Raw genomic sequence first — 14,300 nt, 5'->3', positions numbered from 1 at the left:
GCCACCGCGCTGGTGGTTACAATCGGTTAACCTTAAGGTTGGGTAAAGCCGCGTACGGCTAATAACTCAGCCGCTTTCAATAAATTAAATTCATAACCACAAAAAAGGGTTGCAAGTTATACAACGGATAGTTTAGCTTAATTAGCACCTCAGCACTGGCTGACCCAATTTTAAAGAGAAATGACATGACTCGCGTTCAGTTCAACCACCATCATCACCATCATCCTGACTAGTCTTTCAGGCGATGTGTGCTGGAAGACGATTCTCGAATCTTCCAGTGGCGCGTAGAACGAACTAAACGCAAGAAAGAGCCCTCGGAAGATATCTTCCGAGGGTTTTTTTTTGGCTCCGGACAGACAGAAAAATAATTTTAATAACAAATTCATAAAATTACAGATTAAACAGAGGTTACCATGTTGGACAAAACACGTTTACGTATCGCCATGCAGAAATCAGGCCGCCTGAGTGAAGAGTCTCAGGAATTGCTGGCCCGCTGCGGCATCAAGATCAACCTGCAGCAACAACGCCTGATTGCCTTCGCCGAGAATATGCCGATCGATATCCTGCGGGTACGTGATGACGATATCCCAGGCCTGGTGATGGATGGCGTGGTGGATCTGGGTATCATTGGTGAGAACGTGCTGGAAGAGGAACTGCTCAACCGCCGTGCTCAGGGCGAAGACCCGCGTTACTTCACGCTGCGCCGCCTGGATTTTGGGGGTTGCCGCCTGTCGCTGGCCACCTCGCTGGATAGCGAATACTCTGGCCCGCAAAGCCTGCAAGACTCCCGCATCGCAACCTCTTACCCGCACCTGCTCAAACAGTACCTCGATAAACAAGGCGTTCGTTTTAAATCCTGCCTGCTGAACGGCTCGGTGGAAGTAGCTCCGCGTGCAGGCTTGGCAGACGCTATCTGTGATCTGGTGTCTACCGGTGCCACCCTGGAAGCCAACGGCCTGCGTGAAGTGGAAGTGATTTACCGCTCGAAAGCCTGCCTGATCCAGCGTGACGGCGAAATGCCGGAAGCCAAACAACAGTTGATTGACCGCCTGATGACCCGTATCCAAGGCGTGATCCAGGCGCGCGAATCCAAATACATCATGCTGCACGCACCAAGCGAACGCCTGGACGAAATCGTCGCGCTGCTGCCGGGAGCAGAACGCCCGACCATTCTGCCGCTGGCAGGCTCTCAGAACCGCGTAGCGATGCACATGGTCAGCAGTGAGACCCTGTTCTGGGAAACCATGGAAAAGCTCAAAGCCCTGGGTGCCAGCTCCATTCTGGTCCTGCCAATTGAGAAGATGATGGAGTAACGCCATGCCAAACTTCAATACCGTCGTCAATTGGGGCAGTTGCAGCGCGGAACAGCGCGCGGAGTTGCTGATGCGCCCGGCCATTTCGGCTTCGGACAGCATCACCCGTACGGTGCGCGAGATCCTCGATAACGTGAAAACCAATGGCGACAGCGCGCTACGTGAGTACAGCGCCAAGTTTGATAAAACCGAAGTCGCAGCATTACGCGTAACGGCAGAGCAGATTGATCAAGCCTGCGCCCGTCTGGGTGACGAGATCAAACAGGCGATGGCCGTAGCCGTCGCCAACGTGGAAACCTTCCACAATGCACAACAGCTGCCAGCGGTAGACGTTGAAACCCTGCCCGGCGTGCGTTGCCAGCAGGTGACCCGCCCAATCGATTCGGTGGGTTTGTATATCCCTGGCGGTTCCGCACCGCTGTTCTCCACGGTATTGATGTTGGCTACCCCGGCACGCATTGCCGGTTGCCGCCGCGTGGTGCTGTGTTCCCCACCGCCGATCGCCGATGAGATCCTGTATGCTGCCAAACTCTGTGGCGTTCAGGAAGTATTCCAGGTCGGTGGCGCGCAGGCGATTGCCGCCATGGCGTTTGGCACGGATTCGGTGCCACGGGTAGCGAAAATCTTCGGGCCGGGCAACGCCTTTGTCACCGAAGCCAAACGTCAGATCAGCCAACGGCTGGACGGTGCGGCCATCGATATGCCCGCAGGCCCTTCCGAGGTGCTGGTGATTGCAGACAGCGGCGCAACCCCGGCGTTTGTCGCTTCCGATCTGCTGTCTCAGGCCGAACATGGCCCGGATTCACAGGTCATTCTGTTAACCCCAGACGCCGCGATGGCCGAAGCGGTCGCCGTAGCGGTTGAGCAACAGCTGGCACAGCTGCCACGGGCAGAAACCGCCCGCCAGGCTTTGGCCAGCAGCCGCCTGATTGTGGCGAAGGATTTGGCCGAGTGTGTCGCCATCAGCAACCAGTACGGCCCAGAGCACCTGATTATTCAGACCCGCAGCGCGCGCGATCTGGTGGACAGCATTACCAGCGCTGGTTCGGTGTTCCTCGGTGACTGGTCGCCGGAGTCCGCCGGTGATTATGCTTCCGGCACCAACCACGTGCTGCCAACCTATGGTTATACCGCCACCTGCTCTAGCCTGGGGCTGGCGGATTTCCAAAAGCGCATGACGGTTCAGGAACTGACGCCGCAAGGCTTTATGACCCTGGCCCCAACCATTGAGATCCTGGCAGCCGCCGAACAGTTGGTCGCCCACAAAAACGCCGTGACCCTACGCGTCGCCGCACTGAAGGAGCAAGCATGAGCATCGAAGAATTAGCACGCAAAAACGTGCGCGAGCTGACCCCGTATCAGTCGGCACGCCGCCTTGGTGGCAAAGGTGACGTCTGGTTGAACGCCAACGAATACCCGGTTGCGCCAGAGTTTCAACTGACCGCCCAGACCTTTAACCGCTACCCGGAATGCCAACCTGCGCTGGTGATTGAGCGCTACGCCGCCTACGCCGGGGTGAATAAAGACCAGGTGTTGGTCAGCCGTGGCGCAGATGAAGGTATCGAACTGCTGATCCGTGCTTTTTGCGAGCCAGGTAAAGACGCCATCCTGTTTTGCCCACCGACTTACGGCATGTACGCCGTCAGCGCCGAGACTTTTAACGTAGAGCGCCGCACGGTCGCCGCCAAAGAAGATTGGCAGCTCGATCTACCTGCAATTGCTGCCAGCCTGGATAACGTCAAGCTGATCTACGCCTGCAGCCCGAATAACCCGACTGGCAACCTGCTCGATCCCAACGATCTGCGTAACCTGCTGGAACTGGCCAAAGGCAAAGCGATCGTCGCCATCGATGAAGCTTATATCGAGTTCTGCCCGCAGGCCTCGGTTGCTAGCTGGCTGAATGATTACCCGCACCTGGTAGTATTGCGCACGCTGTCCAAAGCCTTCGCCCTGGCTGGCCTGCGCTGCGGCTTCACCCTGGCCAATGAGGAAGTGATAGCCCTGCTGCTGAAAGTGATTGCCCCGTATCCGCTCTCGACCCCGGTGGCCGACATCGCCGCCCAGGCGCTGAGCACCGAGGGGATCCGCGTTATGCGCCAGCGCGTCACCGAGATTGCCGCCAACCGCAGTTGGCTGCAGCAGGCGTTACAAGACTGCGCCTGCGTGGAGCAGGTCTTCACCAGTGACAGCAATTATCTGCTGGTTCGCTTTACCGCCTCAAGTCATGTCTTTAAAACCTTATGGGATCAGGGCATTATCTTGCGAGACCAAAATAAACAGCCTGGCCTGTCCGGTTGCCTGCGGATCACCATCGGCACCCGTAACGAATGCCAGCGCGTCGTTGACGCACTCAATACTCTGCCCGGCGCATAGGAGCCAACGTGAGCCAAAAATATCTCTTTATTGACCGTGACGGCACGCTGATTGCTGAACCCCCGGAAGATTTCCAGGTCGACCGCCTGGATAAACTGGCGCTGGAGCCAGAGGTGATCCCTGCCCTGCTGGCCTTGCAGCAAGCCGGTTTCACCCTGGTGATGATCACCAATCAGGACGGCCTCGGCACCGCCAGCTTCCCGCAGGAAACCTTCGATCCACCGCACAACCTGATGATGCAGATCCTCAGCTCCCAGGGCGTCAAATTCGACGATATCCTGATCTGCCCGCACAAGCCGGAAGACCATTGCGACTGTCGTAAACCGAAGGTTGCCATGGTCAAAGGCTATCTGGAGCCGGGCGTGATAGACGTGGCCAACAGCTATGTGATTGGCGATCGCCAAACCGACATTCAACTGGCGGCCAATATGGGTATTCAGGGGCTGCTGTACCAGCGTCAGGCGCTGGGCTGGCAGGCCATCACCCAACAGCTGACCAAACGCGATCGCTATGCGCACGTTAACCGCGTGACCAAAGAGACGCAGATTGACGTCAAAGTCTGGCTGGATCGCGAAGGCGGCAGCAAGATCAAGACCGGCGTCGGCTTCTTCGACCACATGCTGGATCAGATTGCCACCCACGGCGGCTTCCGGATGGATATTCAGGTGAACGGCGATCTGTACATCGACGATCACCACACGGTAGAAGACACCGGATTGGCGCTGGGTGAAGCACTGAGTAAAGCCTTGGGCGACAAACGCGGCATCGCACGCTTCGGCTTCGTATTGCCGATGGATGAATGCCTGGCCCGTTGCGCACTGGATATCTCTGGCCGCCCACACCTGGAATATAAAGCCGAGTTCAACTATCAGCGCGTAGGCGATCTCAGCACCGAGATGATCGAGCACTTCTTCCGCTCGCTGTCTTACACCATGGGCTGCACCCTGCACCTGCGCACCAAGGGTAAAAACGACCATCACCGTGTCGAAAGCCTGTTCAAGGTGTTTGGCCGCACGCTGCGCCAGGCGATCCGCGTTGAGGGCAATACGCTGCCCAGCTCGAAAGGAGTGCTGTGATGAACGTGGTGATCCTGGACACCGGCTGCGCCAACCTCGCCTCGGTCAACTATGCGGTGCAACGCCTGGGCTATCAGCCACAGGTGAGCCGCGATCCGGAGATCGTGCTGCGCGCCGACAAACTGTTCCTGCCTGGTGTGGGTACTGCACAGGCGGCAATGGACCAGTTGGAACAGCGCGACCTGATCGATCTGATCAAGGCCTGTACCCAGCCAGTGCTGGGGATCTGCCTGGGTATGCAGTTGCTGGCAGCCAGCAGTGAAGAAAATGGGGGTATCAAAACGCTAGGGATTATCGATACTCCGGTAACACAGATGACCGATTTTGGCCTGCCTTTGCCCCATATGGGCTGGAACCAGGTTACGGCGCAGGCCGGCGATCATCTGTTCCGCGGCATCGAGGATGGTGCTTACTTTTACTTCGTTCACAGTTATGCGATGCCGATATGCTCAAGCACCATCGCTCAGGCGAACTACGGCGAGCCCTTCACCGCCGCCGTACAAAAAGACAACTTCTTTGGCGTGCAGTTTCATCCAGAGCGATCTGGCAACGCCGGGGCGCAACTGTTGAAGAACTTTCTGGAGATGTAGGCAGCATGATTATTCCCGCTTTGGATTTGATCGACGGTAACGTAGTGCGCCTGCATCAGGGCGATTACGGCCAACAGCGCGACTACGGCAACGATCCGCTGCTGCGTCTGCAAGACTATCAGCAGCAAGGGGCGCAAGTTTTACACCTGGTTGATTTGACCGGGGCCAAAGACCCGGCGGCTCGTCAGATCCCACTGTTACGTAAACTGCTGGCCGGAGTAAGCGTGCCGGTACAGGTTGGCGGCGGTATCCGTAACGAACAAGACGTTGCGGCCCTGCTGGAAGCCGGAGCCACGCGTGTGGTCATCGGCTCCACCGCAGTCAAGCAGCCAGAAATGGTACAGGGTTGGTTTGAGCGCTACGGTGCCGATGCCATGGTGCTGGCGCTGGACGTACGCATCGACGCCGCAGGCCGTAAGAACGTGGCTATCAGCGGCTGGCAAGAAGACTCGGAAGCCACGCTGGAACAGGTGGTTGAGCAATATCTGCCGTTTGGCCTGAAACATGTGCTGTGCACCGATATCTCACGCGACGGTACGCTGAAAGGCTCCAACGTGGGGCTGTATCAGGAAGTGTGCCAACGTTATCCGCAGATCGCCTTCCAGGCTTCTGGCGGCATCGGCAATCTGGACGATATCGCCCAGCTGCGTGGCAGTGGTGTGGAAGGGGTGATCGTCGGGCGCGCCCTGTTGGACGGTAAATTCAGCGTTGAGGAGGCTATCGCATGCTGGCAAAACGGATAATCCCTTGTCTGGACGTCAAGGACGGGCAAGTGGTCAAGGGCGTGCAGTTCCGTAACCACGAAATCATTGGCGACATCGTGCCACTGGCCCAGCGCTACGCGCAGGAAGGTGCCGACGAACTGGTCTTTTACGATATCACCGCCTCCAGCGATGGACGGGTGGTAGACAAAAGCTGGGTTTCACGGGTTGCGGAAGTGATCGATATTCCGTTCTGCGTGGCCGGGGGCATCAAGAGTGCCGAAGACGCCAGCCAGATCCTCTCCTTTGGGGCGGACAAGATCTCCATCAACTCCCCTGCGCTGGCCGACCCAACGCTGATCAGCCGCCTGGCCGATCGCTTTGGCGTACAGTGCATCGTGGTCGGGATCGACACCTGGTATGAAGCCGCAACCGGCAAATACCACGTCAACCAATATACCGGGGATGAAAGCCGCACCCGAGTCACCGAGTGGCAAACCCTCGATTGGGTGCAGGAAGTGCAAAAGCGTGGCGCTGGGGAGATTGTGCTCAACATGATGAACCAGGACGGCGTACGCAACGGTTACGATCTGGAACAGCTGAAGCGGGTACGTGAGGTGTGCAAGGTGCCGCTGATCGCCTCCGGCGGTGCCGGTACCATGGAACACTTCCTGGAAGCCTTCCGCGATGCCGACGTTGACGGCGCGTTGGCGGCTTCGGTATTCCATAAGCAAATCATCAATATCGGCGAACTGAAACGGTTCCTGGCAGAGAAAGGCGTGGAGATACGCGTGTGTTAACAGAACAACAGAAAGCTAAGCTGGATTGGGCAAAAACCGACAACCTGATGCCGGCAATCGTACAACATGCCGTTTCCGGCGAAGTATTAATGCTGGGCTATATGGATCAGGCCGCCCTGGACGTTACCGAGCAAACCGGCAAGGTGACGTTCTTCTCACGGACCAAGCAGCGCCTGTGGACCAAAGGCGAAAGCTCAGGCAACTTCCTTAACGTGGTCAGCATTACGCCAGACTGCGATAACGATACCCTGCTGATCCTGGCCAACCCGATTGGCCCAACCTGCCATTTGGGTAACGACAGTTGCTTCCATCCGGCAAGCAGCGACTGGGGCTTCCTGTACCAGCTTGAGCAATTGCTGGCTTCGCGTAAAACCGCCAGCCCGGATAGCTCGTACACTGCCAAGCTGTATGCCAGCGGTACCAAGCGCATTGCACAGAAAGTTGGTGAGGAAGGCGTAGAAACTGCCCTGGCCGCCACGGTAAACGATCGCGAAGAACTTACCAATGAAGCTTCCGACCTGATTTACCACCTGCTGGTGCTGTTGCAGGATCAGGAGCTGGATTTGAGCAAGGTGATTGGCCGCCTGCGCGAACGGCACGAGAAGAAATAATCCTGTTTTGCAGGCAATAAAAAAGCCGCCGGGCGTTAACCTCGGCGGCTTTTTTTATCGTTCAACGAGCGGGATTATTCCATCCATTCGGTATGGAATACGCCTTCTTTATCGGTACGCTTATAAGTATGAGCACCGAAGTAGTCACGTTGCGCCTGGATCAGGTTGGCAGGCAGCACCGCAGAGCGATAGCTGTCGTAGTACGCGATCGCCGCAGAGAAGGTTGGCGTTGGGATACCGTTCTGCACCGCATAGGAAACCACATCACGCAGCGCCTGCTGATACTCATCGGCGATTTGCTTGAAGTAAGGTGCCAGCAGCAGGTTGGCGATGTCGGCATTCTCAGCATAGGCATCGGTGATCTTCTGCAGGAACTGAGCGCGGATGATGCAACCGGCACGGAAGATCTTGGCAATTTCGCCGTAGTTCAGATCCCAGTTGTTTTCCTTGGAAGCCGCTTTCAACTGAGAGAAGCCCTGCGCATAGGAAACGATTTTACCCAGGTACAGAGCGCGACGAACTTTCTCGACAAACTCGGCTTTCTCACCGCTGAAGGCCGCAACTTTCGGGCCGGTCAGGACTTTAGAAGCCGCTACGCGCTGGTCTTTCAAAGAAGACAGGTAACGTGCAAATACAGACTCGGTGATCAATGACAGTGGCTCGCCCAGATCCAGAGAGCTCTGGCTGGTCCATTTGCCGGTGCCTTTGTTGGCCGCTTCATCGAGGATCACATCAACCAGGTATTTACCCTCTTCGTCTTTCTTGGTGAAGATGTCTTTGGTGATGTCGATCAGGTAGCTGTTCAGTTCGCCCTTGTTCCACTCGGCGAAGGTTTCCGCCAACTGCTCGTTGTTCAGATTCAGCGCCTGCTTCAGCAAGGAGTAGGCTTCTGCGATCAGCTGCATGTCGCCATATTCGATACCGTTGTGCACCATCTTCACGTAGTGGCCAGCACCGTCAGCACCGATATAGGCCACGCATGGCTCACCTTCGGCCACAGCGGCGATTTTCTTCAGGATGGGTGCCACCAGCTCGTAAGCTTCTTTCTGGCCACCAGGCATGATTGAAGGCCCTTTCAGCGCTCCTTCTTCGCCACCGGAAACGCCGGTGCCAATAAAGTTGAAGCCCTGAGCAGACAGCTCGCGGTTACGACGGATAGTATCCTGATAGTAGGTGTTACCACCGTCGATCAGGATATCGCCTTTATCCAGGTGAGGAGTCAGCGAGGCAATGGTCTTGTCCGTAGCTTCGCCCGCTTTTACCATCAGCAAAATGCGGCGCGGTGTTTCCAGCGATGCAACAAACTCTTCGACGGTGTAGTGCGGCACCAGGTTTTTGCCTGGGTTCTCTGCAATAACTTCGTCAGTCTTGTCGCCTGAACGGTTAAAGATAGAAACGGTATAGCCACGGCTTTCGATGTTCAAAGCCAGATTGCGGCCCATCACCGCCATGCCGACAACGCCGATTTGCTGTTTGGACATTAGGAACTCCTGTCTGAGGATGACACCTGTATCACGGCTCTTGGCCAACAGGTTTTTGATGTGGCCAACATGTTAACTCAGGATTGTGTTCGCTGGGTAGTGATTGGTGCGATAGGTCACATAATTGCATAAAGAGTATACTTGGCCGATTGACTTTAATGGCCTCATCTACTTGACGCCAGGTTAGCCACTACTTTTTCATAAAGTGTTTTTCAAAGAAGTGCCATGAAAGTGAAGCCATAACTAATGTTAAGGCTAAAACTAGCGTGAGCGACTGCCCATGGGATAGCCAATCAAGTTTTTTGACTGATAGCAGAATGGGCAGATGCCAAAGGTAGATGCCATAAGAGATAGTGCCACAATAGTAAAGTGGATATAAAACTCTCTTAAGAATCGGTGTTACTTTAAGAGAACACAGAGACAAAATGATCATGCCGAATGCTGATGCCAACAGCGTTCGAAAAAATACCACCATCCATGGATAGTTCCAGAATGATGCATATTCTAGATAAATTGATAGGGCTGCTGTTGTTAACAGCGTCGCAATAATCATCAAAGAGATCGTAGAGTATCTTCGATTAGACACTATTTTCACCCCAAGATCAGAGGTAATCAATCGGGCCAAGAGGATACCAATGGCAAACTCGTCAAGCATACCTGGGAGTTGGGTGGCACTAACAAATAATTTAAACACACCAAGAGGTTGATCTAAGCTTATCAATGAAAAAGCAGCAAATCGCCACGCATATGATACGGTCAAGGCAGACAGCAATAACACCCACCAAGGAACACGCTTCAGCCAACCGGCAAACAAAGCAATGAAAATATAAAACTGCATCTCCACACCTAAAGACCAATTACTTCCATTGATTGCCCCATGCAAATTGTAATTGAGATTATGAATAAACAGAAGGTGAGTTGATATATTTAACGCAAAATCATTAAAAAGCAGCGTAGGTGATATAAAAACAACAAACACTAGTAACGTCAGGTAATGTAATGGGACAATTCTACGCAATCGTCTTTTCATAAAGGACGGTATGAATTTTTCGGTCCCATTACTCTCCAGTTGTTTAAAAGCAGACATGGCGATAACAAAACCCGAAATCACAAAAAACATGTCAACGCCCATCCAGCCAAATCGGAACCAAAGAAGAGGTCCGCTAGTAGGAAATGATGACCAATTGAAGTGCTCAATCACATGATAAACAACGACAGATATTGCAGCGAAACCTCTTAAAATATCTATAGAGTCAAAGTGATACTTGACATTTATCTTTTCGGCTTTGGCCACAGACATTTTTATTATTACCTTTGATAAGAGAGCCAGCAAGGATATTTTTATAGATTATACCAGTAGTGAAAAAGCACCTACCAATACCGAGTTACTTTATTTATCATCTTCAATACGAGTGAATTGCAGCATGTTATTTTCAGCTCTAGGGAGTTTTTTTAAACAACGATTATTTAAATCTGTTCTTTGCTGGTCGAAGAACCATCCCCACTTATTGAAGTATTTCACAGCAGAGATAATATGGTAAGCCAAAAAACGTTTATCTCTGTAAGAACGCCGCTGCGACTCGTGGACAACAACCGAGTCAGGGCAATAGCTTACCTTATGGTTTTCGCAAATTCTTCTCGACAAATCAACATCTTCAAGGTAGAGAAAGAAACGCGTATCAAAATAACCAACGTCACGAATAGCCTTATTACTTACTAACATAAAGCAACCGGAAAGCGAAGGTGCAAAGAACGGTTTACTATAATCCGCAGAATGGAGTTCGTAGTCTTGATTCAGCGAACTGGTAAATTGAGAGATAAATCTTCGCATAAATAATTGATAAGGTGATGGCAGTATTTTACACGCATGTTGTAAGCGCCCATCGGGGTAAACAATTTTGGGAACAGCCAAGTCAATATTACCTTGTAAGCAAAACTGATATAGCTTATCCACTTCACCTTTTTTAAAATCAATATCTGGATTACAAATTAAAAAATGGCCTGAATGCTCTTGGAAGCGAGAAAACACTTGATTATGGCCGGCACCGAAGCCTGCATTCTCCTCAACGCGAATAACTTCAATTTTGGGATTATCCAGTTCTAGCAACCAGTGGCAATGCGCGCCATTATCTACAATAACCAGCTTTGAAACGCTCTCCTCCTCTAACAAGGAGGTCAAGGTTCTGCTTACAGATTGATACTCATGTCGATACAACACAAGAGATGCAATTATTTTCACTTAAAACACCAAATTAAGTACGTGGGTATTCTGGCGAACACATAACGACTCCATCATGTTACCTCCTAAAAATCCACTAAATGTGTCATCCAAAAAATCATATAACAGCCAGTATCAATTCTACTTTAAAATCAGGTAGTTAAAAACATTCATCATCAAGAAAAGAAAAAAGCCCTGTATTTGATAAACGTTTGGTTTAATACAGGGCATAGATAAGTGATCAGCTATTTTAGTTTAGAAAGCGGCGCTTGATGCCTTTAATACCTTCATTCTTAAGCACTTCCCACCCTCTTTTACCCAGAGTCATACCAACTCGTGGATTTGTCAGGGAACGCTTTATCATACTCACAAACCGGTCTTTATCGAATTCGGCATTGCCACCACGGAAACCAGGCGTCAGAACAATACTGAATTGGCGTAAAGCTTCATCTTTGGTTTGTGGATCAAACAGCTCTGGATACTCTTTTGCACCTTGCGTAATCCACCACTGATTATAGGTAGTGACGTCAAAAGGCGTTGGGAAAGCATTTTGTAGGTCAATTCGTTCGCGGTAAACGATACGTTGCGCTTTAGAAATAGCCGATCCGTCAGAGTGCTGACCATATGCCCAAACCACCTTAGCTAATGGATCTTGAGCCAAGTTCTTGGTTTGATCGTCATACCAATCAATAAGCTTATGCACATCCGAGTTTTCACCCGCATTTTTGGATGCCATGATCCTATGCGCACCACTGTCGAAACCGGTAAAGTGGTAGAAACCTAATGGTTCACCATCAACAAAATAGTTGCCTTGAGAATCAATAGTAAAATCACGGGTCGTCAGGTTCCATGTCGCAACGTTGTGACGGCTAGAACGCATAATCGCAACATCAGTAAAGAATGCAGGTACCAGATCAATCCAGCGCTGGTCGGTAAACAAACCATTAGGAATGTCCGCACGGCAGAAGTGATAGATACGCTCACCCCACCATTTAGCGAATGACAAACCCACATCTGTCGCAGCAACTGCGCAGAATCCAAGGTTGTAAACACCGTGCTTCAGGCTGCAAATTTCATTATCCATTACCGCTGACAACGAAGTCTCTGGCTTGGTTTGATGTGGAGTCAACACCACATTCGCTGAATCAAGAGCTTCTAGGATATCATCCAGGCGTGAGAAAACCACTGTGTCTGGATCAAGATAGATAACTTTCTTGCAGCCTGGTAACTGTAACAACCGCGCTAACATGAAAGGCTTGATGGCCGTCGCCAGTTCAACGATGGTATGGCAATAAGCCCAACCTTTCCAATCAGGTATATCCAATTCAGAAACGGAAACAACTTCATCAAAAGGCTCGTTGCTCAAGTCAATTTCGGGCCTTTTTTCATCGGCTAAAGCAAGATGAATAGTCCATTCTGGGTGATATTTCCTAATGGACTGAAAAAGCATTCTCACTTTAGGAATGTAATTGAATGCCGCACTGGTAAAAACATGAACTTCAGACATATCTGCCTCATTGGATTGAATATACTTGCCGGTGAAATTTTACCAACTCTTGCAACACGATTCCAGCTGACATAGAAGACAAGACTAAACCATCTTGATAAGTTCTAAGGCGTTCGGCTGGAGCTCCCAGATCAAAACTAGCAACAGGATAACCTAGCTCCATCATTTCCTGAACCACATAAGAAAACGTTTCAGGCCAAATAGATGGGAATAAAATGATATTAACACCATGCTTTTCAAGCAAACTTGGCAACTCATCATGCTTGTATGCCCCAGTTTGAGTAACAATATCTGCAGGACAGGATGATTCAACAGTACCAATAATAACTATTTCCGCAGGATATTGCTTATCTTTTATTTCTTGAGCCAACTCTTTAACAATTTGCGCCCCCTTATGATAGCCAATTATTCCGACGACACCTATTTTCAACTGCTGTGTCTGCTCTATATTCGCCTTAGCTGGGAGATAATCTACAGTATGAGGAATAACAACCGCATTCTCTTCTTGGATCTGCGGGTAAACACGCCGATAGAGATCCAGAGTGTTTTGAGAAAAAGTAACAATTTTGTCAGAGGCGATCATCAATCCCCCCCACTTGTCTCGCCACTCTTCTATATCATTTGATTCAAATAAAGTAGTAAATCCAAAGGTATTGTTACGTAAACATGAAGCGCAAACTGACGGATCCGGTATGTCACAATACTTCCCTTGGTCGTTAATCAGGAAGTGGGATGGACATAACGGGAAGAGATCATGGGCCTGAGTTATCAGTTGAGCATTAGTTTTCATTTTCAAGCCGATAAGAAAACCCGGTATTTCTTCCGGACTCGTAAATGAAACCCCTGTATTATAGATGATCTCTTTTATTTTAACAAAGGCAAGCAGGTCATAGATAAACTTATAACCAGGTATTTTAAACTTAAACGCCCCTTTTTCACCGCGAACGATCAATTTATAAGATAATGTGGTTATATCAAAAGAAAGCACCAGTGCCGAGTAACCAGCACTCATCTTCTCTTGAATCAATCGATTTCTATAATGGTTAACTCCACCACCCAAATCATGATCGATTAAAAAGATGACTCGTTCTCTCTCCGCAGGATTGAGAAATGCAACAATATCGTCAGCTGAACCAAGGTTTTTACTCGGGGTTTTATTTTTATACCGGCTGAACTTTTCATATAACAATGAAATTTTGCCAGATTTTATCAACATGAAGGCACGTTTGAGCAACACCGTAAACTGTTTAAAAATCAGTCTCTTCGATGTTGCTCCGCCACTATCTACATCTATAGCCACATTTAAACAACTATTTGGTATGTCAACGCTCTCAGTCGAACCATCTGAGTAGGTACATAACAATTTTAGATCTGCAACCTTAGCTTCTGAGCCAAATGAACCATAAATAATATATCCGGAATGTTTGGCTTTCTTAAAGCTTGAAAAATAAGCACCTACATCATCCCTGCACTTCCCATAGTCGATTTTCAGAACATTATCAGTATCACTTTCAGGCAAAGATAAACAAAGCTTGGTAATACTTTTATCTTCATGAAAAATCCATCCATAGCTGAAGATAGTACCATTTTGTTGAACAAAGTAATCGATCGACCAATGCAGTTTACTCAT

General features: G+C 50.5%; 14 protein-coding genes and 1 other annotated feature. Of the genes, 9 read left to right on the top strand and 5 right to left on the bottom strand.

All coding sequences use genetic code 11. The features are described 5' to 3' along the window. Positions 1-185: 185 nt before the first annotated feature. From hisL to hisIE, 9 genes are all read left to right on the top strand, one after another. Complete coding sequence (hisL, locus tag IMQ33_RS01495) at positions 186-233, top strand: his operon leader peptide (protein ID WP_100396937.1); 48 nt, start codon at positions 186-188, stop codon at positions 231-233. Further along, positions 209-344: a sequence feature (His leader region), on the top strand. It overlaps the preceding gene by 25 nt. Positions 345-413: 69 nt before the next feature. Further along, complete coding sequence (gene hisG / locus IMQ33_RS01490; protein WP_021179966.1) at positions 414-1,313, top strand: ATP phosphoribosyltransferase; 900 nt, start codon at positions 414-416, stop codon at positions 1,311-1,313. 4 nt (positions 1,314-1,317) lie between these two features. Then, the gene (hisD, locus tag IMQ33_RS01485; protein ID WP_196061693.1) at positions 1,318-2,625 is read left to right on the top strand and encodes a histidinol dehydrogenase; all 1,308 of its coding nucleotides are present in this window, start codon (positions 1,318-1,320) and stop codon (positions 2,623-2,625) included. After that, positions 2,622-3,686 carry a histidinol-phosphate transaminase gene (hisC, locus tag IMQ33_RS01480; RefSeq protein ID WP_065685393.1) on the top strand — a complete coding sequence of 355 codons (1,065 nt, stop codon included), beginning with the start codon at positions 2,622-2,624 and terminating at the stop codon, positions 3,684-3,686. Before hisD ends, hisC begins: the two co-directional genes overlap by 4 nt. Positions 3,687-3,694: 8 nt before the next feature. Continuing rightward, positions 3,695-4,762, top strand: a complete 1,068-nt coding sequence (gene hisB, locus IMQ33_RS01475) for a bifunctional histidinol-phosphatase/imidazoleglycerol-phosphate dehydratase HisB (RefSeq protein ID WP_065685394.1) — start codon at positions 3,695-3,697, stop codon at positions 4,760-4,762. Beyond that, entirely contained in the window at positions 4,762-5,352 is a 591-nt protein-coding gene (gene hisH, locus IMQ33_RS01470; protein ID WP_021179970.1) for an imidazole glycerol phosphate synthase subunit HisH, read from the top strand. Before hisB ends, hisH begins: the two co-directional genes overlap by 1 nt. Positions 5,353-5,357: 5 nt before the next feature. Beyond that, positions 5,358-6,095 carry a 1-(5-phosphoribosyl)-5-[(5-phosphoribosylamino)methylideneamino]imidazole-4-carboxamide isomerase gene (gene hisA / locus IMQ33_RS01465; protein WP_021179971.1) on the top strand — a complete coding sequence of 246 codons (738 nt, stop codon included), beginning with the start codon at positions 5,358-5,360 and terminating at the stop codon, positions 6,093-6,095. Next, positions 6,077-6,853, top strand: a complete 777-nt coding sequence (gene hisF / locus IMQ33_RS01460) for an imidazole glycerol phosphate synthase subunit HisF (protein ID WP_021179972.1) — start codon at positions 6,077-6,079, stop codon at positions 6,851-6,853. The genes hisA and hisF overlap by 19 nt, the downstream gene beginning before the upstream one ends. Next, the gene (gene hisIE, locus IMQ33_RS01455; protein WP_021805010.1) at positions 6,847-7,464 is read left to right on the top strand and encodes a bifunctional phosphoribosyl-AMP cyclohydrolase/phosphoribosyl-ATP diphosphatase HisIE; all 618 of its coding nucleotides are present in this window, start codon (positions 6,847-6,849) and stop codon (positions 7,462-7,464) included. The genes hisF and hisIE overlap by 7 nt, the downstream gene beginning before the upstream one ends. A gap of 74 nt (positions 7,465-7,538) precedes the next feature. Here the strand turns inward: hisIE and gndA are convergent, their stop codons facing one another. The 5 genes from gndA to IMQ33_RS01430 form a co-directional block, all read right to left on the bottom strand. Next, positions 7,539-8,945 (bottom strand): NADP-dependent phosphogluconate dehydrogenase, encoded by a 1,407-nt coding sequence (gndA, locus tag IMQ33_RS01450; RefSeq protein WP_065685396.1) that lies wholly within the window; start codon positions 8,943-8,945, stop codon positions 7,539-7,541. A gap of 190 nt (positions 8,946-9,135) precedes the next feature. Further along, positions 9,136-10,245, bottom strand: coding sequence for an acyltransferase (locus IMQ33_RS01445; protein WP_098927907.1), 1,110 nt, complete (start codon positions 10,243-10,245; stop codon positions 9,136-9,138). Between the two features lie 90 nt (positions 10,246-10,335). After that, entirely contained in the window at positions 10,336-11,184 is an 849-nt protein-coding gene (locus tag IMQ33_RS01440) for a glycosyltransferase (RefSeq protein ID WP_098927909.1), read from the bottom strand. Positions 11,185-11,413: 229 nt separating this feature from the next. Continuing rightward, entirely contained in the window at positions 11,414-12,670 is a 1,257-nt protein-coding gene (locus tag IMQ33_RS01435; protein ID WP_098927911.1) for a glycosyltransferase, read from the bottom strand. 7 nt (positions 12,671-12,677) lie between these two features. After that, a complete protein-coding gene (locus IMQ33_RS01430) occupies positions 12,678-14,300 on the bottom strand; it encodes a glycosyltransferase (RefSeq protein WP_196061692.1) in 1,623 nt (540 codons plus the stop codon).

The organism is Serratia sp. Res13-Sevr-LER1-36-b (assembly GCF_015673035.1).
Classification (GTDB): Bacteria; Pseudomonadota; Gammaproteobacteria; order Enterobacterales; family Enterobacteriaceae; genus Chania; species Chania fonticola_C.
This window is presented reverse-complemented; position numbering and strand designations above follow the sequence as displayed.

Coding starts and splice junctions, on each gene's coding strand:
- hisG (WP_021179966.1), top strand. CDS start 414: ATGTTGGACAAAACACGTTTACGTATCGCCATGCAGAAATCAGGCCGC.
- hisD (WP_196061693.1), top strand. CDS start 1,318: ATGCCAAACTTCAATACCGTCGTCAATTGGGGCAGTTGCAGCGCGGAA.
- hisC (WP_065685393.1), top strand. CDS start 2,622: ATGAGCATCGAAGAATTAGCACGCAAAAACGTGCGCGAGCTGACCCCG.
- hisH (WP_021179970.1), top strand. CDS start 4,762: ATGAACGTGGTGATCCTGGACACCGGCTGCGCCAACCTCGCCTCGGTC.
- hisA (WP_021179971.1), top strand. CDS start 5,358: ATGATTATTCCCGCTTTGGATTTGATCGACGGTAACGTAGTGCGCCTG.
- hisF (WP_021179972.1), top strand. CDS start 6,077: ATGCTGGCAAAACGGATAATCCCTTGTCTGGACGTCAAGGACGGGCAA.
- gndA (WP_065685396.1), bottom strand. CDS start 8,945: ATGTCCAAACAGCAAATCGGCGTTGTCGGCATGGCGGTGATGGGCCGC.
- IMQ33_RS01445 (WP_098927907.1), bottom strand. CDS start 10,245: ATGTCTGTGGCCAAAGCCGAAAAGATAAATGTCAAGTATCACTTTGAC.
- IMQ33_RS01435 (WP_098927911.1), bottom strand. CDS start 12,670: ATGTCTGAAGTTCATGTTTTTACCAGTGCGGCATTCAATTACATTCCT.
- IMQ33_RS01430 (WP_196061692.1), bottom strand. CDS start 14,300: ATGAGTAAACTGCATTGGTCGATCGATTACTTTGTTCAACAAAATGGT.